At 73.9% G+C, this 26,181-nt stretch carries 24 protein-coding genes; 13 read left to right on the top strand and 11 right to left on the bottom strand.

Features of this window, described 5'->3' with window-relative positions:
• The first annotated feature begins 78 nt into the window (after positions 1 to 78).
• The 5 genes from Aru02nite_RS21850 to Aru02nite_RS21830 all read left to right on the top strand — a co-directional run bounded on the left by Aru02nite_RS21850 (position 79) and on the right by Aru02nite_RS21830 (position 4,420).
• Positions 79 to 969 (top strand): hypothetical protein, encoded by an 891-nt coding sequence (locus Aru02nite_RS21850; RefSeq protein ID WP_203660622.1) that lies wholly within the window; start codon positions 79 to 81, stop codon positions 967 to 969.
• A gap of 139 nt (positions 970 to 1,108) precedes the next feature.
• Positions 1,109 to 1,651, top strand: coding sequence for an RDD family protein (locus tag Aru02nite_RS21845; RefSeq protein ID WP_203660620.1), 543 nt, complete (start codon positions 1,109 to 1,111; stop codon positions 1,649 to 1,651).
• Positions 1,652 to 1,759: 108 nt separating this feature from the next.
• Positions 1,760 to 2,935, top strand: coding sequence for a cation:proton antiporter (locus Aru02nite_RS21840; protein WP_203660618.1), 1,176 nt, complete (start codon positions 1,760 to 1,762; stop codon positions 2,933 to 2,935).
• 10 nt (positions 2,936 to 2,945) lie between these two features.
• On the top strand, positions 2,946 to 3,572 hold the full coding sequence (locus Aru02nite_RS21835) for a ribosomal protein L7/L12 (RefSeq protein ID WP_203660616.1): 627 nt from the start codon (positions 2,946 to 2,948) through the stop codon (positions 3,570 to 3,572).
• Between the two features lie 95 nt (positions 3,573 to 3,667).
• Entirely contained in the window at positions 3,668 to 4,420 is a 753-nt protein-coding gene (locus tag Aru02nite_RS21830) for a S1 family peptidase (protein WP_275408688.1), read from the top strand.
• Positions 4,421 to 4,515: 95 nt separating this feature from the next.
• Here Aru02nite_RS21830 and Aru02nite_RS21825 read toward each other — a convergent pair whose 3' ends face one another.
• Positions 4,516 to 6,258 (bottom strand): pyruvate dehydrogenase, encoded by a 1,743-nt coding sequence (locus Aru02nite_RS21825; protein WP_203660614.1) that lies wholly within the window; start codon positions 6,256 to 6,258, stop codon positions 4,516 to 4,518.
• 145 nt (positions 6,259 to 6,403) lie between these two features.
• Here Aru02nite_RS21825 and tdh point away from each other — a divergent pair, with 145 nt between their 5' ends.
• The 8 genes from tdh to Aru02nite_RS21785 all read left to right on the top strand — a co-directional run bounded on the left by tdh (position 6,404) and on the right by Aru02nite_RS21785 (position 14,512).
• On the top strand, positions 6,404 to 7,453 hold the full coding sequence (gene tdh, locus Aru02nite_RS21820; RefSeq protein WP_203660612.1) for an L-threonine 3-dehydrogenase: 1,050 nt from the start codon (positions 6,404 to 6,406) through the stop codon (positions 7,451 to 7,453).
• A 9-nt stretch (positions 7,454 to 7,462) separates the two neighbouring features.
• Positions 7,463 to 8,653 (top strand): glycine C-acetyltransferase, encoded by a 1,191-nt coding sequence (locus tag Aru02nite_RS21815; RefSeq protein WP_203660610.1) that lies wholly within the window; start codon positions 7,463 to 7,465, stop codon positions 8,651 to 8,653.
• A gap of 74 nt (positions 8,654 to 8,727) precedes the next feature.
• Positions 8,728 to 9,714, top strand: a complete 987-nt coding sequence (locus tag Aru02nite_RS21810; protein ID WP_203660608.1) for a FecCD family ABC transporter permease — start codon at positions 8,728 to 8,730, stop codon at positions 9,712 to 9,714.
• A gap of 110 nt (positions 9,715 to 9,824) precedes the next feature.
• A complete protein-coding gene (locus tag Aru02nite_RS21805; protein ID WP_239076859.1) occupies positions 9,825 to 10,829 on the top strand; it encodes a FecCD family ABC transporter permease in 1,005 nt (334 codons plus the stop codon).
• Positions 10,826 to 11,608, top strand: a complete 783-nt coding sequence (locus tag Aru02nite_RS21800) for an ABC transporter ATP-binding protein (protein WP_203660603.1) — start codon at positions 10,826 to 10,828, stop codon at positions 11,606 to 11,608. Before Aru02nite_RS21805 ends, Aru02nite_RS21800 begins: the two co-directional genes overlap by 4 nt.
• A gap of 35 nt (positions 11,609 to 11,643) precedes the next feature.
• A complete protein-coding gene (locus Aru02nite_RS21795) occupies positions 11,644 to 12,627 on the top strand; it encodes an ABC transporter substrate-binding protein (protein WP_203660601.1) in 984 nt (327 codons plus the stop codon).
• A gap of 258 nt (positions 12,628 to 12,885) precedes the next feature.
• Entirely contained in the window at positions 12,886 to 13,584 is a 699-nt protein-coding gene (locus tag Aru02nite_RS21790; RefSeq protein WP_203660599.1) for a hypothetical protein, read from the top strand.
• 28 nt (positions 13,585 to 13,612) lie between these two features.
• Positions 13,613 to 14,512: a LysR family transcriptional regulator gene (locus Aru02nite_RS21785; protein WP_203660597.1), complete on the top strand. Its 900-nt coding sequence runs from the start codon at positions 13,613 to 13,615 to the stop codon at positions 14,510 to 14,512.
• Positions 14,513 to 14,865: 353 nt separating this feature from the next.
• Here Aru02nite_RS21785 and Aru02nite_RS21780 read toward each other — a convergent pair whose 3' ends face one another.
• The 10 genes from Aru02nite_RS21780 to Aru02nite_RS21735 all read right to left on the bottom strand — a co-directional run bounded on the left by Aru02nite_RS21780 (position 14,866) and on the right by Aru02nite_RS21735 (position 26,079).
• Entirely contained in the window at positions 14,866 to 17,985 is a 3,120-nt protein-coding gene (locus tag Aru02nite_RS21780) for a WD40 repeat domain-containing protein (protein WP_203660595.1), read from the bottom strand.
• A 69-nt stretch (positions 17,986 to 18,054) separates the two neighbouring features.
• The gene (locus Aru02nite_RS21775; protein WP_203660593.1) at positions 18,055 to 18,645 is read right to left on the bottom strand and encodes a pyridoxamine 5'-phosphate oxidase family protein; all 591 of its coding nucleotides are present in this window, start codon (positions 18,643 to 18,645) and stop codon (positions 18,055 to 18,057) included.
• A 126-nt stretch (positions 18,646 to 18,771) separates the two neighbouring features.
• Complete coding sequence (locus tag Aru02nite_RS21770; RefSeq protein ID WP_203660591.1) at positions 18,772 to 19,971, bottom strand: vWA domain-containing protein; 1,200 nt, start codon at positions 19,969 to 19,971, stop codon at positions 18,772 to 18,774.
• Positions 19,968 to 21,143: an AAA family ATPase gene (locus tag Aru02nite_RS21765; RefSeq protein WP_203660589.1), complete on the bottom strand. Its 1,176-nt coding sequence runs from the start codon at positions 21,141 to 21,143 to the stop codon at positions 19,968 to 19,970. Before Aru02nite_RS21765 ends, Aru02nite_RS21770 begins: the two co-directional genes overlap by 4 nt.
• A gap of 52 nt (positions 21,144 to 21,195) precedes the next feature.
• A complete protein-coding gene (locus Aru02nite_RS21760) occupies positions 21,196 to 22,848 on the bottom strand; it encodes a hypothetical protein (RefSeq protein ID WP_203660587.1) in 1,653 nt (550 codons plus the stop codon).
• A gap of 120 nt (positions 22,849 to 22,968) precedes the next feature.
• Entirely contained in the window at positions 22,969 to 23,637 is a 669-nt protein-coding gene (locus tag Aru02nite_RS21755; protein ID WP_203660732.1) for an endonuclease/exonuclease/phosphatase family protein, read from the bottom strand.
• A 185-nt stretch (positions 23,638 to 23,822) separates the two neighbouring features.
• Entirely contained in the window at positions 23,823 to 24,767 is a 945-nt protein-coding gene (locus Aru02nite_RS21750; protein WP_203660585.1) for an ROK family protein, read from the bottom strand.
• Entirely contained in the window at positions 24,758 to 25,111 is a 354-nt protein-coding gene (locus Aru02nite_RS21745; protein ID WP_203660583.1) for a hypothetical protein, read from the bottom strand. Before Aru02nite_RS21745 ends, Aru02nite_RS21750 begins: the two co-directional genes overlap by 10 nt.
• Before the next feature lie 117 nt (positions 25,112 to 25,228).
• Complete coding sequence (locus Aru02nite_RS21740) at positions 25,229 to 25,675, bottom strand: SRPBCC family protein (protein ID WP_203660581.1); 447 nt, start codon at positions 25,673 to 25,675, stop codon at positions 25,229 to 25,231.
• Between the two features lie 11 nt (positions 25,676 to 25,686).
• On the bottom strand, positions 25,687 to 26,079 hold the full coding sequence (locus tag Aru02nite_RS21735) for a polyketide cyclase / dehydrase and lipid transport (RefSeq protein ID WP_203660579.1): 393 nt from the start codon (positions 26,077 to 26,079) through the stop codon (positions 25,687 to 25,689).
• Positions 26,080 to 26,181 lie beyond the last annotated feature (102 nt).

Below are 26,181 nucleotides of genomic sequence, written 5' to 3'. Positions count from 1 at the left end.
ATCTTAGGACGGGCCGTCAAACGGTTGGCATTGCACGGATCCGCTAGCGTTCCACCGAACGACGACCAGGAGCCGCGCATGACCGACACTCCGTCCGCACCCGCCGCGCGCATCCGGCACCTCGTGGCCTCCGGGCTGCTGGTGGCGACGATCCTCACGTTGACCGTGCTGCTGGTGGTCAAGCACGCGTCGGCGGATCCGGGGTCGGCCACGCCGGCGCCGACCCCGTCGAGGCCGCTCTTCTCGGCGGCGCCGTCGCCGCTGCCGACGGCTCCCGACCGCGGCACCGTGCGGGTCACCGAGTCCGGGTACGAGAACGTCCGGGACGTGGCCGGCGAACCGCAGGCCGACTGGGGTGTCGTCGTGACGAACACGAGCCGTACGGCGACCGCGGCGGTGACGCTCGCGCTGAGTTTCCTGGACCGCAACGGAAAGGAGATCTCGGCGGAGGGCTTCTACCGCACGGCGACACTGACGGCGGTCCCGCCGGGCCAGCGCGCCGGCACCGGCGACGCCGCGTACCTCACGGCGTCCACGGTCGCACGGTTCAGGGTGCGGGTCGCGGCGGTGCGCTGGTGGCCGGCGTCGACGAGGTACCCGACGCGTGCTCCGTTGACGGTCGACCACGTCTCCACCGCCTGGACCGGCAAGGGCGAATCCGTGCCGTACTGGGGATCCCGCGGGGTCGGCTCGTACCGGAACGACCGCGGGGACCTGACGGTGTCGTTCCGCGTGACGTCGACGTACCCGACGCTGTTGACGAAGCCGGCCGCCACGATGGTCTTCCGCGACAAGAAAGGACGCATCGTCGGCGGCGGCTCCGACGTCGCGCTCGTCGGCGAGTTGACGTACCCGCCGGGCTGGTCGGAGCAGAGCGTGCGGGTCAAATACGGGCCGCCGCACGACGTCGACGTGGCCAGGACCGAGGTGTACGCGTACCCGGCGACGAAGTGGAGCGTCGGCTGGTGACCGCAGCGCGTTGCGGCACAAGGGAATCGGCCACGTCACGGCGGCCGGCACACCCGCCGGTCCGGTCGGCACCGGCACCGGTTCGTCCCTGCCGGGGCGCGCGACGCGACACCCTTCGGGCTCGCGCGAGGATGGTGCGGTGAAACGCCGCCTGCTCGCCGCGCTCCTCGACTACTGCGTCATGCTGGGCTGGCTCGCCGTCCTCGCCGCCGTGTTCGTTCCGCTGTCGCTCGCCGGCGTACGGCTGTGGGGCGGCCGTGCGGACCTCGTCGCGTTCGCGGCGTCCGTCCTGCCGGTCTGGCTCTACCTGACGGTCACGGAGTCCCGCGCCGGCGCCACGTGGGGGAAGCGGCGGGCGGGTCTGCACGTCGTCGGCCCCGGCGGGCGCCGGGCCGGCGCGGCACGCATCGCGGTCCGCAACGCGGTGAAGCTCGCGCCCTGGCAGCTCGCGCACCTCGGCGTCGTCCCCCTGCTCACCAACGGCGGCGCGGACACGCTGGTGTCTCCGGCGCTGGCCTGGCTACCGCTCAGCGCCACGTACGCGCTGGTCGGGCTGACCGTCGTCGTGACGCTCGTACGCAGGGACCGTGCGGCGTTGCACGACCTGGTCACCGGAACCCGGGTCGTCCCGTCCCGACCACGGGTACGCCACGACGATCCGCAGCTCGCACCGACCACCTGACGGGCAGCCCCACCACCGGCGCGCCCGGGTCGTGCGGCCGCCGGGTGATCCGCCCGTTTCGCCGCGGTACCCCCGAACGGGTGCCTAGGCTCCGCCCAGGGAGGGCGGATGAACCTGACGAACCTGCTGGTGGCGGCGGCCGTGGCGGTGGCGGCACCGCTCGTCGCCGCGGCGATACCGCGGATCGTGGTACCGGTCGCCGTGCTGGAGGTACTGCTGGGCATCGTGGTCGGTCCGCAGGTGCTGCACCTGCTGGCGGTGGACCGGTTGGTGAGCGGGTTCAGTCAGTTCGGTGTGGCGTTCCTGTTCTTCATGGCGGGGCTGGAGGTGGACCTGGGGCGGATCAAGGGTCCGCCGTTGCGGGCCGCGGGGTTCGGTTGGCTGATCGGCATGGCCGGCGCGCTGCTCGTGGGGTTCGGTGCCGCGGCGGCCGGCCTGCACACCGCCCCGCTGTACCTGGCGCTGGCGTTGTCGACGACGGCGCTGGGCGCGCTGCTGCCGGTGTTGCAGGACGCGGGGCACATGGACAGCGCGCTGGGGCGGGTGACGATGGCGTGCGGCGCGGTCGGCGAGTTCGTGCCGATCGTGGTGATCGCGCTGGCGTTGAACACCACGCACCGCCGGCTGACGACAGTGTTGCTGCTCAACGTCTTCGTCCTCGTGGTACTCGCCGCGATCGTCCTCGTACGCCGCTGGCAGCCGGCACTCGTCATCCGGGTCACGCGCGCGACGATGGCCTCCAGCGGGCAGCTCGCCGTACGGATGTCGTTGTTGCTGCTGCTCGCGCTCGTCGCGCTGGCCAACGCGTTCGGGCTGGACGTGCTGCTCGGCGCGTTCGCCGCGGGCATGATCGTCTCGCAGGTGGTCGGCGCGCACGACGTGCCGGACGAGCATCTCGAACGGCTGATCGGCCGGTACCAGGGGATCGGGTTCGGGTTCGCCATCCCGATCTTCTTCGTCGCGACCGGCGCGCGGTTCGACCTGCACGCGCTGTTCGCCGGCATCGGGCCGCCGTTGCTGATGCTGCTGTTCGTCGGCCTGTTCCTGGTACTGCGCGGCCTGCCCAGCACGATCCTGGTACGCCGCGCGGGCCTGGACGTACCGGCGGTGCCGGTGACGCTGTTGTGCGCCACCGCGCTTCCGCTGGTCGTCACCATCACCGACGACGGCGTTGCCACGCACCACATGCCGGTACCGGTGGCCAGCGCGCTGGTGGGTGCCGCGGTGCTGTCGGTGCTGGTGTTCCCCGCGAGCGCGCTCGCCCTCATGGAACGGCGTCGTTAGGCTCGCGGCCATGACGTTCACCATGATCGCCGCCGCCGTCGTGGTCGTGCTCCTCGTCGTACTGGCGCTGAGCGTCGCGGCCCGCCGCCGGGAGAACGCGTCGCCCCAGTCGATCCGGCCGGCGCCGCCCGCGGAGAGAGCACCGGTCGTGGACACGTCGGGCGACGGCATGGCGGAGGTGGTACGGCTGGCCCGGACCGACCGCAAGATCCAGGCCATCAAGCTCTACCGCGACCTGACCCACGTCGGCCTCAAGGAGGCCAAGGATTCCGTCGAACGCCTCATGGTCGGGCTCCCGCCGGTCGAGGCGCCGCGACCCGAACCCTCGGGCGACGGCATGGCGGAAGTGGTGCGGCTCGCCCGGACCGACCGCAAGATCCAGGCCATCAAGCTCTACCGCGACCTGACCCACGTCGGCCTCAAGGAAGCCAAGGATTCGGTGGAACGCCTCATGGTCGGGCTGCCGCCGGGCCCGGCGGCGGTGGCCGACGAGCGGCTCGCCGAGGTGGACGCGTTGATCGCCCAGGACAGGCTGATCCAGGCCATCAAGGTGTACCGGGAGATGACCGGCGCCAGCCTGAAGCAGGCCAAGTACGCCGTCGAGGCCCGCCGGGACGCGGGTACGCATCTGCTATGAAGTGAGCGTTATCCGTACAGCCCAGACGACTCGAAGGGAATGTCTTGGGGAAGGCACGAAAGAGGACGGGTCGTGCACTGGCGCTCGCCGCGGGTGTGCTCGCGGCCGGGGTTGCCGCGGCTCCCGCGGTTGCCCAGCCGGCATCGCTGTCCGGGACGGTCACGCCGAACGTCGCGCACGGCAACCCGGCTCCGGCCGGGGCGTACCCGTTCGCGGTGAAGTTCACGATGACCGGGATCCCGAAGCCGGACGGCACCACCTACGACAGCGCGTGTTCCGGTGCGCTGGTGAGCAGGCAGTGGGTGGTGACCGCGGCGCACTGCTTCCACGACGTGAACAAGAAGCCGGTGAGCGGCCCGCCGCAGTACAAGAAGACGACGGCGACGCTGGGGAAGGTGGACCTCGCCGACAAGGGCGGCCACGTCCTCGACGTGGTGGACGTCCGGCAGTACCCGAACAGTGACGTCGCTTTAGCGAAACTGGCGTCCCCGGTCACGGACATCACGCCGATCCGGTTGGCCCGCACGGCACCGGTGACCGGTGCGACGCTGCGGCTGGCGGGGTGGGGCGCGACGTCCGCGGACGGCGCCCCGGCCACGCACATGCAGTACGGCGACGTCACGGTGACCAAGCGCACGCAGTACACCGTGCTGGTCGAGGGTGCGAAGCCGTCGTCGGACACCAGCGCCTGCTCGTACGACTCGGGCGCGCCGTACTTCCGGCGTACCGCAACGGGTCCGGTGCTGGTGAGTGTCGAGAGTGACGGGCCGGGCTGCCCGCACACCGGGGCGGAGACCACGTCGCGGATCGACACGATCGCGAGCTGGATCGACCGGAACGACCGCTGACGGAGCACCGACTCCGGAGGCCCGTCGCGTTCGTCGCGGCGGGCCTCCGCCGTGTCCGCCCCACTGCCTGCGATCCGGCGGGAACCGTTGCGGCGTCAGGGTTTGGGGATGTTGCGGAGGTTGCTGCGGGCCATCTTCAGGGCCTTGCCGACGCCGCCGGTGAGTACGGTGCGGGACATCGACAGGGCGAAGCCGCTGACCTGCTCGCCGGTGATCTTCGGTGGCAGTGACAGCGCGTTCGGGTCGGTGACGACGTCGACGAGCGCGGGGCCGGGCGTGTCGAGCGCCTCGCGCAGCGCGTCGCGTACGTCGGCCGGTTCGGTGACGCGGACGCCGTACGCGCCGGCCGCGCGGGCGATCGCGGCGAAGTCGGGGTTGTGGTTGGCGGTACCGTGCGCGGGGAGGCCGGAGACCATCATCTCCAGTTCCACCATGCCGAGCGACGAATTGTCGAACAGCACCACCTTCACCGGCAGCTCGTACTGGAGGAGGGTCAGGAAGTCGCCCATCAGCATGGCGAAGCCGCCGTCGCCGGACATCGACACGACCTGCCGCCCCCGGTCGAGCAGCTGTACTCCGATCGCCTGCGGCAGCGCGTTGGCCATGGAGCCGTGCGAGAACGAGCCGATGATGCGGCGCTTTCCGTTCGGTGTCAGGTACCGCGCGGCCCACACGTTGCACATCCCGGTGTCCACGGTGAACACCGCGTCGTCGGCGGCCACGTCGTCGAGCTGGTCCGCCACGTACTCGGGGTGGATGGGCCGGTGCGTCGCCACGTTCGTGGTGTACGAACCGACCACTGTGGACAGCAGGTCGGCGTGCCGGCGCAGCATCCGGTTGAGGAAGGTCCGGTCGGACCTGCGTGCCAGCCTCGGCAGCAGCGCGCGGATCGTCTCGCCGACGTCGCCCCAGACTCCCAGGTCCAATGTGGACCGTCGGCCGAGGTGTTCGGCGGCGACGTCGACCTGCACGATCCGCACGCCCGTCGGCATGAACGCGTCGTACGGGAAGTCGGTGCCCAGCAGGACGAGCAGGTCGCAGCCGTGCATCGCGTCGTAGCAGGCGCCGTAGCCGAGCAGCCCGGACATGCCCACGTCGTACGGGTTGCCCCACTGGATCCATTCCTTGCCGCGCAACGCGTGCCCGACCGGCGCGGCCACCGCCTCCGCGAGCGCGAGTACCTCCTCGTGGGCGTCGGCGCAGCCGCTGCCGCAGAACAGCGTCACCCGGCGCGCCCCGTTCAGCAGCGCCGCGAACGCGTCGAGATCGGCGTCCGACGGCCGGACGTGCGGCCGCTCGGTGACCAGCGCGTGCTGGTACGTGCCGGTCGGCGCCTCCTGGGCGGCCACGTCCCCGGGCAGCGACACGACCGCGACGCCGCGGCGGCCGACCGCGTGCTGGATGGCGATCTGGAGCGTGCGCGGCATCTGCGCCGGATGCGAGATCATCTCGCAGTAGTGGCTGCACCCGATGAACAGCCGGTCCGGGTGCGTCTCCTGGAAGTACCCGGTGCCGATCTGGCTGGACGGGATGTGCGAGGCCAGCGCCAGTACCGGGGCGTGGCTGCGGTGCGCGTCGTACAGGCCGTTGATGAGGTGCAGGTTGCCGGGGCCGCAGCTGCCGGCGCACGCGGCGAGCCGCCCGGACACCTGCGCCTCCGCCCCCGCGGCGAACGCGCCGGCCTCCTCGTTGCGTACCTGCGCCCAGTCGATCCCCGCCGTACGCCGGATCGCGTCGACGACCGGGTTGAGGCTGTCGCCGACCACACCGAACACCCGCTGTACGCCGGCCCGCGCGAGGATCTGCACGAACTGGTCCGCCACCGTACGCTTCGCCATCGCGGCACCCCCGTCCCGCACGGTAACGGGCGAAGCGCCCACCGGTCCGTGAAACGTCCGGACCGGGCCGCTGTGCAGGTCTCCTTACAAACGAATTCAGGAAACTTCGATGGACAGCGCGTCCGCGACGACGCACCCTGTGGTGGTGAAAGCGCTGGTCAAAGCCGGGTCCGAGGCGGGGCTGCGGCTCACCGAGGTGGACCTCCCGACGGTCGGGCCGACCGATGTCCTGATCCGTGTCCTGCGTACCGGGCTGTGCGGGACCGACCTGCACATCGAGGCCTGGGACGACTGGGCGAAGAAGTCGATCACGCCGCCGCTGACGGTGGGGCACGAGTTCGTCGGCGAGGTCGTCGATGTCGGCCCGTCGGTGAGCACGGTCGCGGTCGGTGACCTGGTGTCCGGCGAGGGCCACCTGGTCTGCGGCCGCTGCCGGAACTGCCGCGCCGGCCGCCGCCACCTCTGCATCCGTACGGTCGGGCTGGGCGTGCAGCGCGACGGCGCGTTCGCCGAGTACCTGGCGCTGCCGGAGAGCAACGTGTGGGTGCACGGCCGGGCCGCCGACCAGCCGGTCGACCTGGACGTGGCGGCGATCTTCGACCCGTTCGGCAACGCGGTGCACACGGCGATGGCGTTCGAGGTGTTCGGCGAGGACGTGCTCATCACGGGTGCCGGCCCGATCGGCATCATGGCCGCCGCCGTCGTACGGCACGCCGGCGCGCGGCACGTCGTGATCACCGACGTGAGCGAGTACCGGCTGCGGTTGGCGGAGAAGGTCGGCGTGAGCCTGGCCGTGAACGTCTCGACGATGCCGGTCGCCGACGCCCAGGACGTACTCGGCATGCGGGAGGGCTTCGACGTCGGGCTGGAGATGTCCGGTCAGCCGTCCGCGCTGCGCGACATGATCACGAACATGAACCACGGCGGCCGGATCGCCATGCTGGGCCTGCCGTCCACCGACATCGCGGTCGACTGGAACAAGGTCGTCACGCACATGCTCACCATCAAGGGCATCTACGGCCGGGAGATGTTCGAGACCTGGTACCAGATGTCCGTACTGCTCGAACAGGGCCTCGACCTGACACCGGTGATCACCGGCCGCTACGGGTACACGCAGTACGCGGAGGCGTTCGCCGAGGCCAGGCAGGGCAACTGCGGCAAGATCGTGTTGGACTGGACCCGCGAGACGCGCTGAGAGGTGCCGATGTACGACAGGATGGCGGAGGGCCTGCGGGCGACGCTGGCGCAGATCCGGGCGGACGGGCTGTACAAGGACGAGCGGGTGATCACCAGCCCGCAGGACGCGGGGATCACCGTCGCCGACGGCTCGCACGTGGTGAACTTCTGCGCGAACAACTACCTGGGCCTGGCCGACCATCCGGCGCTGGTCGCCGCGGCCAAGCAGGCGCTGGACGAGCGCGGCTTCGGCATGGCGTCGGTCCGGTTCATCTGCGGTACGCAGGACCTGCACAAGCGGTTGGAGGCGCGGCTGTCGGAGTTCCTCGGCACCGCCGACACGATCCTGTACAGCTCGTGCTTCGACGCGAACGGCGGCGTGTTCGAGACGCTGCTGTCCGATCAGGACGCGGTCATCTCCGACGAGCTGAACCACGCGAGCATCATCGACGGCGTACGGCTGTGCAAGGCGCGGCGGCTGCGGTACAGGAACCGCGACATGGCGGACCTGGAGCAGCAGCTCAAGGACTCCGCCGACGCGCGGTACCGGCTGATCGTCACCGACGGCGTCTTCTCCATGGACGGCTACGTCGCGCCGCTCGCCGACATCTGCGACCTGGCCGACGCGTACGACGCGCTCGTGATGGTGGACGACTCGCACGCGGTCGGCTTCGTCGGCCCGCGCGGTCGGGGTACGCCGGAGCTGCACGGGGTCACCGACCGGGTCGACATCGTCACCGGCACGCTCGGCAAGGCGCTCGGCGGCGCCTCCGGTGGGTACGTGTCGGCCCGCGCCGAGATCGTGGAGCTGCTGCGCCAGCGGTCCCGGCCGTACCTGTTCTCGAACTCGGTGGCGCCGTCGATCGTGGCCGCGTCGCTGGCCGTGCTCGACCTGCTGGAGTCGTCGGGCGACCTGCGGGATCGCTTGCGCGCCAACACGTCCCTGTTCCGTACCGAGATGGCGGCGGCCGGGTTCGACATCCTGCCGGGCGACCATCCGATCGTGCCGGTGATGATCGGCGACGCGGCGCGCGCCGCCCGGCTGGCCGATCTGCTGCTGGCGCGCGGCATCTACGTCATCGGCTTCTCGTTCCCGGTGGTACCGCGCGGGAAGGCGCGGATCCGGGTGCAGCTGTCCGCGGCGCACAGTACGGACGACGTGAAGCGGGCGGTGGCGGCGTTCGTCGACGCGCGCAGCGAGCTGGACACGGCGGGCTGAGGGCGCCGCGGAGGATCACACATCGAGGTGACCCGATGGAGGTCTCATAGTAGGTTAGGCTAACCTTCGTCGCCATGGGGAGTGGGCGGCGCTGGACCGTGCTGGCCGTACTCGTCGGCGCGCTCGTCGTGCTGGCGGCGGTCAGCCTCGCCGTCGGCAGCGCGTACCTGGCGCCCGACGTGGTGTGGCACGCGTTGCGTACCGGGGGCGGGGGCGACGCGGCCACGATCGTCCGCGGTGTCCGGATCCCGCGTACCGCCGCCGGACTCGTGGTCGGGCTGGCGCTCGGCGCGGCCGGCGCGGTGATGCAGGGCCACACCCGCAACCCGCTCGCCGATCCCGGTCTGTTCGGCGTCACCGCCGGCGCCTGCCTCGCCGTCGTCCTCGCCATGGTCGTCCTCGGCGTACGCGACCCCGCCGGCCAGGTCTGGTACGCGCTCGCCGGCTCCGCGCTCGCCACCGCCCTCGTCCTCGCCGTCGCCGGCCGCGGCACCGGCAACCCGGTACCGCTGGCGCTGGCCGGCGTCGCCGTCTCCGCGCTGCTCGCCACGGTCACGTCGTTCCTGGTGCTGTCCGACCAGCCGACGCTCGACACGTACCGGCGGTGGGTGGTGGGTTCACTTGCCGGGCGGGACCTGTCGGTGACGCTGCGGGTCGCGCCGTTCGTCGCCGCGGGCCTGGTACTGGCACTGCTCGACGCGCGGTCGATGGACCTGCTCGGGCTCGGCACCGACACCGCCCGCGGGCTCGGCCAGCGGTCGGCACTCTCCCGCTGCGCCGGGCTGGCCGCGGTCACCCTGCTGACCGGCGCCGCGACCGCCGCGGCCGGCCCGATCGGGTTCCTGGGCCTGGTCGTCCCGCACCTCGCCCGCCGCCTCGTCGGCATCCCGTACCGGTGGGTGGTGCCGGTGTCCGCGCTGCTCGGCGCCTGCCTGCTGGTGGCCGCCGACGTCGCCGGCCGGCTGGTACCCGGCGAGCTCCAGGTCGGGGTCGGCGTCGCGATCGTCGGCGCCCCCGTCTTCGTCACCGTGGTACGCCGCCGCCGGACGGTGGCCCTGTGACCCCGCGGCCTGGTGGCGCCACGGGGTGGGGCGCCGCGCCGGACGGTGGCGGTGTGAGCCCGCGGCCTGGTGGTGCCACGGGGCCCGGCGTCGCGCCGGGCGGTGGCGCTGTGGACGCGCGCGCCGTGGCGGTGACGGTCACGGTACTCGTGGCGGCGCTCGTGGTGGGCGTGCTGGCGCTGTCCGTCGGCGACTTCCCGCTCGCCCCGACGGACGTCCTGCGCGCGCTGGTCGGCGGCGGCGACGCCGGTACCCGCCTGGTGGTGCTCGAACTGCGCGCGCCGCGGGTGGTGGTCGGGCTGCTGGCCGGTGCCGCGCTGGCGCTGGCCGGCGCCCTCACCCAGACCGTCGTGCGCAACCCGCTCGCCTCCCCCGACGTACTCGGGGTCACGTCGGGCGCGGCGCTCGGCGCGGTGGCCGCGATCGTGCTCGGCGGCGGCACGTACGAGGTGAGCGCCGGGCTGCTGCGCCTGGGCGTACCGGCGGCGGCGACGATCGGCGGGCTCGCCGCGGCGGCGCTGGTCGTCGGGCTGTCCTGGCGCGGCGGCCTCGCCCCCGGCCGGCTGGTACTCGTCGGCGTCGGGCTGGCGACCGCGGTGACCGCGCTGACGAGCTGGCTGCTGGTCGTGGCGAAGGTGAACGACGCGGCGCGCGCCTCGGTGTGGCTGGCCGGCTCGGTGTCGTCCCGCGGCTGGGACCAGGCCGTACCGCTGGCCGTCTCGTTCGCCGTACTGGCGCCGACCGCGCTGCTGCTCGGCCGACCACTGTCCATTGTGGAGCTGGGCGACGACGTGGCCGCCACGCTCGGCGTACGGGTGCGCGCCACGGCGCTGGCCACCGCGGCGGTCGCGGTCGGGCTGACCGCGGCGGCGGTGGCGGCGGCCGGCGCGATCGGCTTCGTCGGCCTGGTGGTACCGCAGGTCCTGCGCCGCCTCGCCGGCACGACCCGACCCCCGCTCGCCGCGTCCGCGTGCGGTGGGGCGCTGCTCGTCGGCGGCGCGGACCTCGTCGGCCGGCTGCTCTGGACCTGGGAGGTACCGGTGGGCCTGGGCACCGCCGCGATCGGCGCACCGTACCTGATCTGGTTGCTGCTCAGGGAAAGGAGAGTGGGATGAGCCTGGCCGCGGAACACCTGACCGTCTCGTACGGCGAGCGCGCCGTGCTGCACGACCTCGATCTGTCCATTGTGGACAACCAGGTCACCGCGGTGGTCGGCCCCAACGGGTGCGGCAAGTCCACCCTGCTGCGTACGCTCGGGCGGCTGCTGCGGCCCGACCACGGCCGCGTCGTGCTCGACGGCCGGCGCATCGACCACACCCCCACCCGGCAGGTCGCCCGCCGGCTCGGCCTGCTGCCCCAGACCCCCACCGCACCCGGCGGAATGACCGTCCGCGACCTCGTCGCCCGCGGCCGCAACCCGCACCTGTCGTGGCTGCGCCAGTTCGGCAGCGAGGACGCCGCCGCGGTCGCGCACGCGCTCGACGCCGTCGGCCTCACCGACTCCGCCGACCGCGCCGTCGACGAACTGTCCGGCGGGCAGCGCCAACGCGCCTGGATCGCCATGGTACTGGCGCAACAGACCGACCTGCTGCTGCTCGACGAGCCCACCACCTACCTCGACCTGGCACACCAGATCGAGGTACTCGACCTCGTCGCCGCGCTGCACGCCGAGCACGGCCGCACCGTCGTCATGGTGCTGCACGACCTGAACCTCGCCGCCCGGTACGCCGGGCACCTGGTGCTCGTCCGCGACGGGCGCATCCACCACCAGGGCCCACCCGCGGAAGTACTGACACCGCAACGGATCGAGGAGGTGTTCGGGCTGCGCGCCACCGTACTCGCCGACCCGCACACCGGCGGACCGCTCGTCGTGCCGCGCCCCACGGGTTCCTGACCCGGCCCCGAAACCCCTGTCCCGCAAGGAGAGTCATGACCAGTCGCCGAACCGTACTCGCCGGTGCCGTCGGAGCCGGCGCCGCCGCACTGCTCGCCGCCTGCGGCGGTACCACCGCGTCGTCCGGCGGCGGGAAGTGGTCGTTCACCGACGATCTCGGCACGACGGTGACGCTCCCGAAGCGCCCGACGCGCATCGCCGGCCTCACCGACGTCGTCTCCTCCCTGTGGGCGTACGGGATCGCGCCCGCCGCGGCCTTCGGGTACATGGCGATGAAGGACGACTCGTCGTTCGCCGGGCGGGACCTGAGCACGGTCAAGGAGGTCGGCCGCACGTACGGCGAGATCGACCTGGAGGCGCTCGCCGCCGCCCGCCCCGAACTCGTCGTCACCAACGCGTATCCGGTGGACCGCAAGGGAACCGTCGACACCAAGCAGGCCCTGTACGGCTTCGCCGACAAGACCCAGGAGGACAAGGTACGCAGGATCGCGCCCATCGTCGCGATCACCATGTGGGGCACCGCCGACACCGTCGCCGGCCGCGTCAACGACCTCGCCCTCGCGCTCGGCGTACCGCGGGCGCGGCTCGACGGGTACAAGAAGGAGTTCGACGCGGCCGGGCGGAAGCTCGCCGCCGCCGGTCGCTCCGGGCTGCGCGTCATGGCCGAGGCCGCCTACGCCGACAAGGGCCTCTACCTGGTACGCCCCGCCGACGACCCCGCCCTCTCCTACTACGCCAAGCTCGGCGTCACCCTCCCCGACCCCGGCGGCTCCGCGTACTACTGGCAGACGGCCACCTGGGAGCAGGTCGACCGGTACCGGAACGTCGACGTGTGGCTCAACTCCGCCCGCGCGATGGGCTCCGACGACCTGCTCAAGCAGCCCACGTTCGCCGCGCTGCCCGCCGCGAAGGCCGGCCAGATCCACCCCTGGAACTCCCAGAACATGGACTACGTGCACCTCGCCGCCACCATGACCCAGCTCGCCGGCTGGCTCGACAAGTCCCACAAAACCACCTGAGCCGGCGGTCGTCGCGCCCGGCGCTCCGCCCTCCGTCCGAGGGCGGCGGGAGAGTTCGGCGCCGCCCGCCGACCGATCGGTCCACCCCGCACCCTCCGGTACCGGCGGCGGACGAACCAACGCCGACGTACGTGGCCCGCCCGTGGCGTCGCGGCACCGATCGGCCCGGCAGAGAACCCCGACAACGGATGGAGGATCCGGCTCCCCCGCCGGACGCTGCTGGCGTAGGTGCCAGTGCCGGCAGAGGAGGGGATCCCCATGGCCCAACCGCCTCCCAGCACGCCGTACGGCGGCCCGCCCCCGGTGCCACCGCCGCGACGTCACCGGGTCCGCAACGTCGTCCTGATCGTCCTCGGCTCGCTGGTGGGGTTCCTCGTCCTCATCATCGTGCTGGCCAGCGTCTTCGGCGGTGGTACCCAGCCGCACCAGGTCGCCGGGGTCGCGTCCCCCGCGACCTCGTCCGGGCACACCACCGGCGGCGAGTCGCACCACCCGCCCACACGCGGGGCGGCGCCCCGTGCGAAACCCCGGCCCAGCAGCGCGCGGCCGGCTCCCCCGTCGCCGTCGCCCACCAGCGCGGCGCCCGAGAGCCCGCCGGCCACCACGCCGGCACCGCCGCCGCCCGCTCCCACCGAGTCGCCGAGCCCGTCGACCTCCTCGGTCACGTTCACCGTCACCGGATCGACGAGCCAGGGCGCCGACATCACGTACGGGTCCGACAGTGACGACCGGCAGGGGGGCGCCGACGTACCGTGGAACGCCACTCTCGCCGCCGACGACTCCGGCGACACCATGTACTACTACGTCAACGCCCAGCTACAGGGCGGCGGCGACATCACCTGCCAGATCTCGGTCGACGGCGACGTGATCGCCACGGGGCACGCGTCCGGCGGGTACAACATCTGCTCCGCCCAGATCGGGCAGAACCCCTTCACCGGTGAATGGGAGAAGGAGTGACGACCGGACGCTGTGTGATGATGGGCGGGTGATCGATCCTCGGCGGCTGCGGGTGCTGCGGGCGCTCGCCGACCACGGCACGGTGACCGCCGCCGCGCACGCGCTCTACCTGACGCCCAGCGCAGTGAGCCAGCAGCTCGCCGCGCTGGAGGCGGAGGCCGGGCACGCGCTGCTGACCCGGCGCGGCCGGCGGGTGCGGCTCACCGCGGCCGGCGTGATCCTCGCCGAGCACGCCACCGCCGTCCTCGCGCAGGTCGAGCAGGCGGAGTCGGCGCTCGCCGCGCACGCCGCCGGCGCGGCCGGCACGATCACGGTCGGTTCGTTCGCCACCGCGATCGCGGGCGTGCTCGCCCCGGTGATCGCCGAGCTGGCCGAGACCCACCCGGAGATCGACGTCCGGGTACGCGACGCCGAAGGCGACGCCAGCCTCAGCCTGTTGCTGGACGGCGACATCGACCTGGCCGTGGCGGTCGAGTACCGGGGGGCGCCGCCGGCGGACGACCCGCGGCTGTGCCGCATCCCGCTGTACGCCGAGCCCTTCGACGCCGTACTCCCGGCGAACCACTGGCTCGCCAAGCACACCGAGGTCGCCCTGCACGACCTCGCCGCCGACGACTGGATCAGCCCGTCGCCGGGCAACCCGTGCCACGACGTCGTCTCGCTGGCCTGCGAGTACGCCGGGTTCACGGCCCGGGTACGGCACGCCTCGGACGACTTCCGCGCGGTCGTGGCGCTCGCCGCGGCCGGCGCGGGCGTCGCGCTGGTGCCCCGGTCCGCGCTGGTCGGCGTCGAGGGCGCCGTCGTACGGCCCGTCGCCGGCACGCCGCCGACCCGCCGGGTGTTCGCCGCGCACCGCCGCGGCGCCGAGACGCACCCGCTCCTCACGATCACCCTCGACACGATCCGTCGCGTCACCGCCACCCGCTGACCCCCCGCGACATCCCCGGCACGCCACGAGTTCGGGACGCATCCACGGCGAGCCGGGTCGGAGCGGCGGCCAATGGAGCCGGCGGACGCGCTGACCGACCGGGCGCTGGCGACCGACCACGCACCGCTGATCCGCGCGACATCCCGCACGTCACCAATCGACCCGCACCGCTGACCCGCACGTCACCAATCGACCCGCACTCGCTGACCCGCGCGGCGTCCCGGCGTCACGTCCACCCGCGGAAACCGTTGCTACCACGGCAATCCACGCGCCGTGCCAGCCTGGCACCGGGACCGGCGAACCGTTTCGGCCACGCGGTCCCGGCGCCAGGCGCAACGTACGGCCGGCGGGTGTCAGTGGCGATGCGGGTACAGGTCGAGGGCGAGGAAGCCTTCGGTGCAGCCGACGAGCAGCCGGGTGCCGTACGCGGCGAGCGACCAGACGCGCGCGTCGAGCGCCAGGGTGGACAGGCAGCGCCCGCCGACCGGATCCCAGACGCGTACGGTGCCGCCGAGGTCGGCGGAGGCGAGCAGCGCCGTCCCGTCCCCGGTACGTGGCACGGCGAGGTCGACGACAGCGCGGGTGTGCCCGGTCAGCGGCGCACCGACCGCGGTGCCGGAAACCGGGTCGTACAGCCGGATCTCGCCGTCGGGGAGAGCGACGGCGAGCCGGGGGCCGTCCGGGGTGGGGACGGTGGCGACCTCGCTCACCTCGTTGAACGACAGCGGCAGGGGACGGCCGGCGGCGCGGCCGGTGACCGGGTCGTACAGCTGGAAGAGGTGTTCGCGGCGCTGGGTGGCGACGAGCGTGCGGCCGTCCGGCATCGGCACCACGGCAACGGGTCCGCAGTGTCCGGCGTCGAGCAGCGGGCCGCCGGACCAGTCGGCGGTGTCCCACGTCCAGACGCTGCCGAGGCCGTACACGCTGGACGCGGAGAGCAGCGCGGCACGCCCGCCGGGCAGCGGTACGGAGGCGATCGTCTCGGAGCCGCCGCTGTCGCAGCCGGTGATGCGGCGCCCGACCGGGCCGTCGGCGGTCGCTTCCCACAGCCACACCGCGCCGTCGTCGCCGCCGCTGGCGAGTACCGGCGGGGCGGCGTCGCGGGGCACGGCGGCGAGCGCGCGCACCGCGTCGGTGTGCCCGGTGCCGGGGTTTCCCACCGCCGCACCGGTTGCCGCGTCCCACAGCCGTACGGTGTGGTCGGCGCCGGCACTGGCCAGGTACACCCCGCCGTCAGGCCCGGGTACCGCGGCGAGCGCCGCCACGGCGTCGGTGTGGCCGGTGAGCGCCTTGCCGACGGCGGCGCGGGCCACCAGGTCCCACAGCACGATGGTGCGGCCACCGGCGACCGCGAGCACGGTACGCCCGTCGGCGAGGGGCAGCGCGGCGAGCGCGGTCACCTTGCCCCGCGCGGCGATCGGCCCACAGTCCACAGTGGACCCCGTGGCCACGTCGAAGACCTGGACCGTACGGTCCCGGCCGCCCGCGGCGAGCAGCGACCGCCCGTCGAGTACGAAACCGGCCAGGGCGGCGACGTCGGCGGCGCGCAACGTGGGCAGCTCGGCGCCGTCCGGATCCCAGCACCACAGCCCGGTCTTGCGGTCCGCGACCGCCAGCAGCGCGCCGCCGTCCGGGCGCGGCACCGTGGTCAGCGCGGCGACCCGTCCGGTGTCCACCGGGTCGACGAGCCGCTGCGGACCCACCGGATCCCACACGTGCAGGTCGCCGTCGCCCCGCCAGCTCGTCGTACCGAGGACGAGGGCGACGCGGCCGTCGCGCAGCGGCAGCCAGGCGGACGCCGAGAGCCGGTCGGTGAAGCTGCGCGGGACGGCCGCACCGCGCGGTGTCCCGTCGGCGTCCCAGGCCAGCAGGTGTTCGCCGCCACTGACCAACGCCGCCCGCCCGTCCGGCAGTACTCCGGCGGCGAGCGTGCCGACGGGGCCGCGGTGGCCGGGCGGGGTCGCGGCGACCTGCTCGCGGGTGACCGGGTCGAAGAGTACGACGGAGCCGTGCGGGCTGTCGGTGGCGACCAGCTCGCGGCCGTCCGCCACGCGTACGGCGGAGACGAGGCCGCGGCGGTCGTCGCGGGCCAGCAGCGGCGGCCCGTCCGGCGCGCCGGTGTCCGCGTCGCGCAGCAGCAGCCCGTCGTCGCCGCTGGTCGCGGCGAGGACCCGGCCGTCGGGCAGCCCGACGGCGGTGATTCGCGGCAACGCCCGCCCGTCCGGCGCGAACCCGGCCGGGTCGGTCACGTCGGGATCCCAGAGCCGCAGGGCGTCGTGGTCGTCGACGATCGCGAGCACCGTACGGCCGCCGGGCACCGGCAGCGCGGTCACCGACCGCAGGTCCGCACCGCGCGTCAGCAGCCGGGCCCCGCTCTTACCAGGGATGCCGGGGTCGAACAGCCGCAGGTCGTCACCGTCCGGTACGACGAGGGCGGTGGAACCGTCCGGCCGGGGCAGCGCGGCGAGCGCGGACACGTGCGTCGCGTCGACCCGGAACTCGCCGAGCCGGGTGCGCGCGCCCGGCTCCCACAGTTCGACCTGGCAGCCCGACCCGGCCGTGGCCAGCAGCGTACGGCCGGCGGCGGGGACGGCGGCGGTGGCGACCACCCACTCGCGCTCGCCGACCAGCGCGCCGGACGCGTCGACGATCCGGAGCCGGTGCTGCGCCCCGTCCCACGTCGTCGCGAACAGCACCGCACCGTCCGGCTGCGGCCACGGCACGACCGACACCGCCCCGCCGCTGTTCCACCCGCCCTGGACCAGCTCGTGGATGAGCGTCCCGGTGGCGGTCCACAGCCGGACCGCCTTGTCCTCGCCGCCGGTGGCGAGCACGAGCCGACCGTCCGGCAGCGTCGCCCAGCACATCGCCCGGACCCTACGGTCGTGCCCCGCGATCCGGCCGCCCACCGCCTTCCCGGTACGCGGGTCGTACAGCTGGACGGCCTTGCCGCTGGCGACGGCGAGGCGCGGCACCCCGTCCGGTCCGACGGTCCCGGCGAACGCGTTCACCGCCCCCCGGGTACGAATGGTCGCGGTCACCGTCGCGGTCGCCGGATCCCACAGCCGCAGCACGCGCGGCTCCGCGTGGTACGCCAGCAGGAAGTGGCCGTCGGGCAGCGGGACCGCCGCCGTGGTCCACCCGGCGCACCCGGTCGCCACGGTCAGGTGCGTGGGCCGCCTCGCCAGGTCCGCCCACCGCAGCCCGGAACTCGCGCCCGCACCGGCACCCCGCGGCGGTACGCCGTGGCGGACGCGGGCCAGGTCCAGCAGGGTGCCGCGCTCGTGCGGGGCCGCCGCGTCCCAGCGGTGCGCCACGCTCAGCCGCGCGACCACCTCGCCCGGCAGCTCCGCCCAGCTGGCGCCGGACCGCAGTACGGCCGCGACCACCTGCGCCGGGGCGACCCTGTCGAGCAGACCGGGCGTCCACCGTCCGGTACGCGCGGCCTCGTCGAGCTCATCCTCGTCAGTCACAGGCACCGTTCTAGCAACCGGTACCGACAGATCACCCGAACCGACCCGGGTGACCACGGACCGCCAGGATCAGTGCGGTGCGCGTGGCGGCAGCGGGAGCGGCAGTCCGGGCAGGCCGTCGATGCTGGTGGCGATGTCGTCCTTCTTCTCGAAGTACCGCGAGAGCGACTCGTCGTCCTCCCGGGCGAAGCGGCGCCGGTGCAGGTCACGGTCCTCGTCGTACGTCATGAACGGGACCGCGTAGCCGCAGGTGTCGCGGATCAGCTCGGCGGTCACGACGATGACGGCGCGCAGCCCGTGCGGATCCGGGTCGATGTCCGGAAAGTGGGTCAGCAGCTCCTCGAACCGCGGATCGTCCCGGAAGACCGGCTCGCCGCGCCCGTGCACCCGGACGATGTTCGGCGGGCCCTGGAAGGCGCACCACATCAGCGTGATCCGGCCGTTCTCCCGCAGGTGCGCGATGGTCTCCGCGTTGCTGCCGGCGAAGTCCAGGTACGCCACGGTGTGCTCGTCGAGCACCACGAACGAGCCGGTGAGGCCCTTGGGCGACAGGTTCACCGTGCCGTCGGCGGACAGCGGTGCCGTGGCGGTGAAGAACATCGGCTGCGTCTCGATGAAGGTCCGCAGCCGCCCGTCGATCCGCTCGTACGTCTTGCCCATGTCCGGATTCTCCACCCGCCGCGGGCTCCGGGCCACTGTGTCTCCCGCCACCCCCACCGACCGACACTCGGATCCCCCTGCGCCACAACACATCCCGCGTACGCGAAAGGTCCGGGATGCGGACGGTCAGACGGGGAGGACGACCGACGTGGCCCAGGCGGGCGGGCTGCGGTCGGCGGCGGCCAGCGACTCGGCGTCCGACGCGGCCCGCGGCACCAACAACCCCACCACGGTACGGAACGGCGGCTGCCGGTCCGGCCACGGCGTGTACCCGTCGGTGAGCACGACGGTGGCGTCGGGCCGGTGCCGGGCCGCGGCGGCGAGACCGGCGCGCAGGTCGGTCCCGCCACCGCCGTACAGCTCGATCTGGTCCACTGTGGACACCCGCTGCGCGGCGTACGCGCCACCGTCGCAGGACAGTACGGTGACGCGGTCGCCGCGCAGACCGACCGCGCGCAGCACGCCGGTCACCTCGGCGAGCGCGGCGCCGAGGCTCACGTCGGCCACCGAACCGGACGTGTCCACCACCACCGCCACCCGCGGGATCGGTTGGTACAGCGCGGGAAGCAGCACGCCGGGCAGCGCCGACGCGCGCCGCGACGGCCGCCGGTACGTGTAGTCGACGGCGCCGCCGGCCGAGCCGAGCACGCCGCGTACCGCACCGCGCAGCAGCCGCCGCCAGTCCACAGTGGACTCCAGCTGGTCCGCGGCCCAGCGCCGCCAGCCGCTCGCGCCGCGGCCCCGCCCCGCGCCGTGCTCCCGGATCGCGACGGCGGTCCGCCGCCGGATCGCCGCCGCCTCCATCGGCGACACGTCCCCCGGTACGCCGATCTCCCACGGCGCGCGCCGCCCGTGCGCGCCCGACCCGCACTCGTACCAGCCGACCGTCGCGTCGCTCGGCAGCTGGCGCGCGTACTCCTCGAACAGGTTCCCGTCGGTGAGCCCGTACCGCCGCGGCAGCACCGCGCCGTCCGGGAGTACCAGGTCGCCGTCGACGAGGTCGTCGTTGATCTCGCAGTCCGCGGCGAGGTTGAGCCGCAACGGATTCCGCGCGTACTCCGGGGGCAGCCGCCCGCCGCGCCCGTGATGGTCGCGCAGCAGGTGGCTCACCTCGTGCACCCACACCGCCGCCAGCTCCGCGACGGTACGCGCGGCGACGTAGTGCGGACTGACGTAGCAGCGCCAGAAGCGGTCCACCCCCATCGTCGGCACCCCGTCCGACGGCACGACCGTCAACGCGTACAACGCGGTCGCCAGGTACGGCCGCGCCGCGGCGGCGTGCAGCCGGGCGGCGAACAGCTTCGCGCGGTCCAGCGGAACGCTCACGCCGCACCGATCCCCGCGGCGTGCAGGACCGCGGCGAACGCGTCGACGCAGTCCGGCACCGGCCAGTCCGGCTCGCGCAGCGCGGCGAGATCGAACGCGGCCTGCGCCGCCACGTCCGGTACCCCGCCGTCGATCGCGGTCGCCAGTACCCGCCAGCCGGCCGTCCACCGGCGCCGGGTCGGCTCCCGGCGTACCGCGGCGACCACCGCGGACAGCACCGCGAGCTGCCGGTCCGCGCGCTCCGGCAGGACGAACCGCGCCGGGTCGGCGAGTACCTCCTCCGGGTCCGGCAGGTCCATGGTCTCCAGGTACGCCAGCAGTTCCAGCGTCGGGCCGTCGCCGACCGTGCCCGCCAGTACGGCGAGGGTCGCCTCCCGGGAGGCGTCCGTGGCCAGCGCCACCGCCAGCACCCGCACCGCCATCTCCCACGTACGCGGGGACGGCCACGGCCCGGATCGCTTGTCCGCCAACGACGGCAGCCGGTGCGTCAGGTCCGGCCGGGCGGTCAGGAACCCGCACACCGCGGTACGCGCCCGGCTCACCGCGGCGTCGACCCGGGCAGCATCCACCACCGGCACCCGCACCGCCGGCCAGGTACCGGACAGCCCACGCACCACTGTGGACGGTCGGTGCGCCCACTGGAGGTGGACGAACCGGTTCGCCAGCGGCGCGGTGAGCTGCCAGCCGTCGGCCGCACTGTCCGGCGGGTTCGCCGCCGCCACGATCCGTACCGGCGCCGGCAGCCTCAGCGCGCCCACCTGCCGCTCCAGCACCACCCGCAGCAGCGCCGCCTGTACCGCCGGCGGCGCGGTCGACAGCTCGTCGAAGAACAGCACCGCGTCGCCGGACCGCACGATCCGTACGGCCCAGTCCGGCGGCGCCAGCGTCACCCCCTCGGCGGCCGGATCGGCGCCCAGTACGGGAAGTCCGCTGAAGTCGGCCGGCTCGTGCACGCTGGCGATCACCGTCTCCAGCGGTACCCCGAGCCCGTCGGCCAGCCCCCGCAGCGTCGCCGACTTGCCGACCCCCGGCTCACCCCACAACAACACCGGCAGGTTCGCCAGTACGGCCAGGCCGAGCGCCTCGACCTGCGGATCGTCGTCCGGCTCCGTCGTACTCTCCGCGGTCCGGTCGATCAGCGCGTCAGCGGCGCGCAGCGCACCGACGGTCATCGCATCACCCCATCTCTCGTCACTGTCATTCGTTGGTACGCAACCGATCCGGTCACGGTCGACGACGGCCCCGGTGGGTCCGGTGTCGCCACTGCGGGTGCAGGTCCAGGAAGTTCGCCCCGTCCGGTGGGGCCAGCGGATCGGTGCGCGCCGGCACGTCGCCGGTCGGCGTACGCAGCAGCGCGGCGAGCGCCGGGTCACCGGCGAGATCGGCGCGCTGGGCCGGATCCCGGCCGGCGTGGTCGGTGTCGTCCGGCGACAACCCGGCCGCGACCAGTGCCGGCAGCAGCGCCCCGTGGTCCAGCTCGGGCAGCGCGTGCAGCAGCGTGCCACCGTCCGCGAGCCGTACCGTGGCCGGCAATCCGTTGCGCAGCAACCAGAGCAGCGTGTCCGTGTCGCCGTGCCGGACCCGTTCCAGCGCGTCGTACCGTTGCCGCGCCAGCTCGTACGGCACGCGTCCGGCACCGCTCGCCCACGCGTCCAGCGTCGCCAGGCACGGCGCGAGCGGCCCACCGAACCGCGCCAGCACCCTTTCCCGCCGCTGCTCGGCCGCCGGGTGCGCCGGCGCCACCAACCGACCCTCGCGTACGGCCAGCGCGTGCGACTCGCCGCCCGTGCACCGCACCCGTACCGGTCCGGGCCGGCGCGGCTCCGGCGGCCCCGACGCGACGCCCGGCCGCGCCGGGAACAGCGCGTCCCGTACCAGCGGATGCAGCTCGTCCGGGCCGATCTCGTCGTGCCGCACCAGATCCAGGTCGACACACGCCTGCCACGCCACGTCCGGCAGCACCGGTACGGGAGGCGCCGCGCCGGCCGCCACCACGTACGCCGGGCCCGCCGACGACAGCACGACCGCGCACCCGTTCCCGATCCGGAACCGCACCCACCCGTCGACCTCCCCCGCCGTACCGCCCGGGTCGGGCAGCCCCGCACCACCGGCCGGCGCGTCGTGGAGACCGGGCCCGGCGCTCCCGGCGGCGAGCAGGCCGCGGGTCTCCGCGAGCAGCCGGGCGGGCGCGACGGGCAGCCGGGCGAGCGCCACCGCCGCACCCCGGGTGGCCCGGGAACGCCGCAGCCGCAACGGAATCCCCGCCAACAGCCAGGCGTCCACTGTGGACCCGGCGAGCGCGACCCGCTCGTACCGGCCGGCGGTGTCGTGCGCGGCACCGGGCCGCGGCACGGGCGTACCGGTCGGGTCGAAGAACGGTGCACGCCGCGCCGTCCCGCCGATCCGGGTACGCAGCTCGTCCGCGCGCCGCGCGTCCCACCGGTACCGGTGCCCCCGGTACGAGTCGCGCGCCGGCCCGGCCGCGCCCGCGAGTACCAGGCGGATCCGTTGCGCGGAAACGGTCTCCGCCACCAGGAACGCCGCCCCGCACCGGTCCAGGGTGTACCGGCGGCCAGGGACGAGCCGGCCGTCCGCACCGCGCGGCAGGTGCCAGCGCAGCAGGTCCGGCGCGAGATGCCGCAGGTCGTCCTCGACACGGTCGGCGCAACGCGCCCCGTACCGCCGGGTCACGCGGGTGAGGTCGATCCCGACGTCCACGTCGGCGGCGGCGCAGGCACCGGCCCAGTCACCGGACAGCCGGCGCTCGGTGGCCCGCTCGATCGTACGGCGGGACACGGCGTAGCGGCGGACGCGCCGCCACAGGTCACGTACCGACGGGTGATCTGCCGCCCCGTCGACGGCGTCGCGGGTCGCCACCTACCCTTCGCGGGTGGGTCGCGCCTCCGATCCTGTCCTGGTCGTCATTCGCATCACCGTGAATGTCTCGTACCAACGGATCACGGCAGGATCCTGCCGCCCGCCGACCCTAACAGACGATCACGACAGGGTGATCTCCGCGAGGACCGGCAGGTGGTCGGAGGCGGCACGGGTGTCGCGGTCCGCGACCACCTCGTACCGGACGGTCGTGGTGGTGGGGTCGGTGAGCACCGCGTCGAGCCGGGAGTGCGGCGCGGAGGCCGGATAGGTCGCCGTGTTGCCGTCTGCGGTGTCGCGCAGGTCGGCGGACAGCAGCCGCTGCCAGGCCGCACCGCCGGGCGGCTCGTTCAGGTCGGCGCCGACGACCAGCGGCGTCGGCTGCACCGCCAGTACGGCCGCGAGCCGGTCCGCCTGGTCCAGCCGCTCGTCCGAGTCCGTACTCAGGTGCGTGCCGGCCGCGGTGAACCGCACCCCGCCCACCTCGCAGTCCGCGAACGCGATCCCGCGCAGGTGCCGCCCCGGCCGCAGCGGGAACCGCAGCGGCCGGTCCGCCAGCACCCGCACCCGCTGCCCGACCATCACCAGGTTGCCGAGCGCCGGCCCGCCACCGGCGCCGAAGTACAGGCCGCAGCCGCGGGCCAGCTCCGCGCACCGGGACCGCCACCGCAGCCGCCGCGGCGCCTCCTGTACGAGCACCACGTCCGGCCGCGCCGCCCGCACCACCCGGTACAGCGCCGCCCGGTCGTCCTTCAGCCCGTGCACGTTGTAGCTCAGCACCGTCACCCGCACCGCCACCCGTACCCTCCGATCACGCTTTGGCTCTTGGCTCTGGCTCTCACCGTCACCCCGTGGGGACGCGAGCGAGCCGAGGCTCGTTCGTTCGCTCGCAAGCCGAGACCCGGCGCCGTGTGCGTAGAGGCACACAAGCCGGGGATCGGCGCGGCGAGCGGACGAACGAGCCCGGCGCAGCGCCCCTAACGAGACCGAGCGAGGTCGGCTGCCCCTACGACGCCCGCCGTGTTGCCCATCTCGGCCGGGCGCAGTTCGGCGACGGGGAGCCGGCCGCGCTGCGCCATGCCCGCCGCGTACGACGCGCGGGTGGGGTCCAGCAGCAGGTCGCCGGCGTCGACGACGCCGCCGCCGATGACGATGACCTGCGGGTCGAGCGCCTGGACGAGGTCGACGCAGGCGATGCCGAGCCACTTGCCGATGTCGGCGAGCGCGCCGACGGAGGCGGTGTCGCCGCGGCGGGCCGCGTCGGTGATCATCGGCCCGGTGACCGCGGACGGTACGCCGCCGGCGAGTTCGCCGAGGATGGGTGCGGAGTCGGGGTCGTGCGCGACGGCGGCCTGGCCGAGGCGGACGAGGGCCTGACCGCTGGCGTACTGCTCCAGGCAGCCGCGGCGGCCGCACCCGCAGATCTGCCCGTCCGGTACGGCGATGAGGTGGCCGAGTTCGGCGGCGATGCCGTGCGCGCCGCGGATGAGCCGGCCGTCCATGATGACGGCGCCGCCGATGCCGGTGCCCACCGTGTACATCAGCATGGACTCGACGTCGCGCCCCGCGCCGAACCGGTACTCGGCCCAGGCGGCGACGTTCGCGTCGTTCTCGACGACGACCGGAAGCCCGAACTTGTCGGCCAGCTCGGCCTGGAGCGGTTCGTTGCGCCAGGCGATGTTCGGCGCGAACAGCACGGTGGAGCGGGCCGCGTCGATCCAGCCGGCGGCGCCGATGCCGATCGCCTCGACGTCGTGCGCGGTGACCAGCTCCTCGACCGCGTCCATGATCATCTGGAGGGTCTGCGAGACGTCGTCGGCCGGCGTGTGGCGACGGGTCTGCGCGAGTACCGAGCCGTCCTCCTCGACGACCGCGGCGGCCACCTTCGTTCCGCCGACGTCCACCCCGATCGTCAGTGACACCCGCCGTCTCCCTTCTGCTCCGCCCCGCCCGTACCGGCGGGACCGTCGTGCTCGGCGGACGGGCCCGTGCCGTCGGGCTCGTCGTCCGCGGTGTGTCGCGGTGTGTCGGTGGCGAGGTCGGACAGCGAGCGCAGCAGCCCGGCCACGCCGCTGGCCACGTCCCCGACGGCGCCGGCGACCCGCGAGGCCACCGCCGGGTCGGGCGCGCGCACGGCCTCGACCGTGCGGCACACCGGGCACCGGCACCCCGGGTCTCCCGGTACGTCCCGGGCCGCCCGCGCGGCGGCCGCGAAAACCTCGGAGACGAGCTTCTCCGCCTCGTCCCGTACCGCTGAGGATCCCACCGCGCACTCCCGCCCCGGACCCGAACGGGTCCGACCGGAATGAAACTCTACTGACCGACCTGCGGCGGGGCTCAGGCCGTTGCCCCGGCGCAGCTCGGGCCGTTGCTGCGGCGCGGCTCAGGCCGTCGCCTCGGCCCGCTTCTTCAGCTCCTTGAGCGCCACGTCCATGATCATCTTCTCGGCCCGCCGGCGCAGCATCCCGAGCATCGGGGTCGCCAGCTCCACCGACAGGGAGTACGTCACGGTCACGGTGCCGTCGCCGTTGTCGTCCAGGTCGTACGCCCCGACCTGCGCCTTCTGCACCTTCGACGGCTCGACCAGCCGCCACTGGATGCGCGACAGGTCCTCCGCGTACTCGTACTCCAGGACGTAGTCGTCCTTCAGCACGCCGGCGTCGAGCACGAACCGCACCCGGCTGGCATAGCCGTCCTCGTACTCCTCGAACACCTCGACCGTCTTCACCCCGCTCGCCCACTCCGGGTACGAGGGGAAGTCGGTGATGATCTCCGTGACCTGCCCCAGGGTGCTGGCCACGACGATCGACTGCGTGGAGGAGTCCGTCATGGACCGTGAGGCTACTCCGCGTGCGCACGTGGCCGGGGTGCCACGGGGTCACCGGGTGACCGATCCGCCTCCAGCTCGTCCTTGTACGGCCACAGCGCGCGCCGCATCGCCGCGTCCCGCCGCCGCCACTCCCGCCCGCAGGCGGCCGCCGACGGTACGCCCGCGGCCCGGTCGACCCGCAGGTACGCGTGCACGAGGACGCCGTCCGCGCAGGGTTCGAGCCACAGCTCCGCGGTCCCGCGCCAGGCGCCGTCCACCGCGTACCGCCGGCCCTCGTCGCCGCGGCGCTCGGTGACCGTCACGGTCAGGTCCGGCCACAGCGCGGCCGGTACCGCCGGGTCGGCCAGCCGGTCGGCCACCCGGCGCGGCGGGGCCGCCACGAACATCTCCTGCAGCACGTCCACCTGGGGCACCCGGTCAGCCTTCCACAGCCCATTCCGCCACCGGGACTCGTGGTAGGGGTGACCGGGCGGTAGGTTTCGAGGAGATCACCGAGTTTTCGTGTC

Origin of the sequence: Actinocatenispora rupis (genome assembly GCF_016861975.1) — a bacterium.
Taxonomy (GTDB): domain Bacteria; phylum Actinomycetota; class Actinomycetes; order Mycobacteriales; family Micromonosporaceae; genus Actinocatenispora; species Actinocatenispora rupis.
Note: the sequence above shows the minus strand (reverse complement) of the source record. Positions and strands in the feature narration are given on the sequence as shown.

Excerpts from the sequence above, each read along its gene's own strand:
- Aru02nite_RS21850 (WP_203660622.1), top strand. The coding sequence starts at position 79 with ATGACCGACACTCCGTCCGCACCCGCCGCGCGCATCCGGCACCTCGTG.
- Aru02nite_RS21840 (WP_203660618.1), top strand. The coding sequence starts at position 1,760 with ATGAACCTGACGAACCTGCTGGTGGCGGCGGCCGTGGCGGTGGCGGCA.
- Aru02nite_RS21835 (WP_203660616.1), top strand. The coding sequence starts at position 2,946 with ATGACGTTCACCATGATCGCCGCCGCCGTCGTGGTCGTGCTCCTCGTC.
- Aru02nite_RS21825 (WP_203660614.1), bottom strand. The coding sequence starts at position 6,258 with ATGGCGAAGCGTACGGTGGCGGACCAGTTCGTGCAGATCCTCGCGCGG.
- Aru02nite_RS21815 (WP_203660610.1), top strand. The coding sequence starts at position 7,463 with ATGTACGACAGGATGGCGGAGGGCCTGCGGGCGACGCTGGCGCAGATC.
- Aru02nite_RS21810 (WP_203660608.1), top strand. The coding sequence starts at position 8,728 with ATGGGGAGTGGGCGGCGCTGGACCGTGCTGGCCGTACTCGTCGGCGCG.
- Aru02nite_RS21800 (WP_203660603.1), top strand. The coding sequence starts at position 10,826 with ATGAGCCTGGCCGCGGAACACCTGACCGTCTCGTACGGCGAGCGCGCC.
- Aru02nite_RS21795 (WP_203660601.1), top strand. The coding sequence starts at position 11,644 with ATGACCAGTCGCCGAACCGTACTCGCCGGTGCCGTCGGAGCCGGCGCC.
- Aru02nite_RS21790 (WP_203660599.1), top strand. The coding sequence starts at position 12,886 with ATGGCCCAACCGCCTCCCAGCACGCCGTACGGCGGCCCGCCCCCGGTG.
- Aru02nite_RS21775 (WP_203660593.1), bottom strand. The coding sequence starts at position 18,645 with ATGGGCAAGACGTACGAGCGGATCGACGGGCGGCTGCGGACCTTCATC.
- Aru02nite_RS21765 (WP_203660589.1), bottom strand. The coding sequence starts at position 21,143 with ATGACCGTCGGTGCGCTGCGCGCCGCTGACGCGCTGATCGACCGGACC.
- Aru02nite_RS21740 (WP_203660581.1), bottom strand. The coding sequence starts at position 25,675 with ATGACGGACTCCTCCACGCAGTCGATCGTCGTGGCCAGCACCCTGGGG.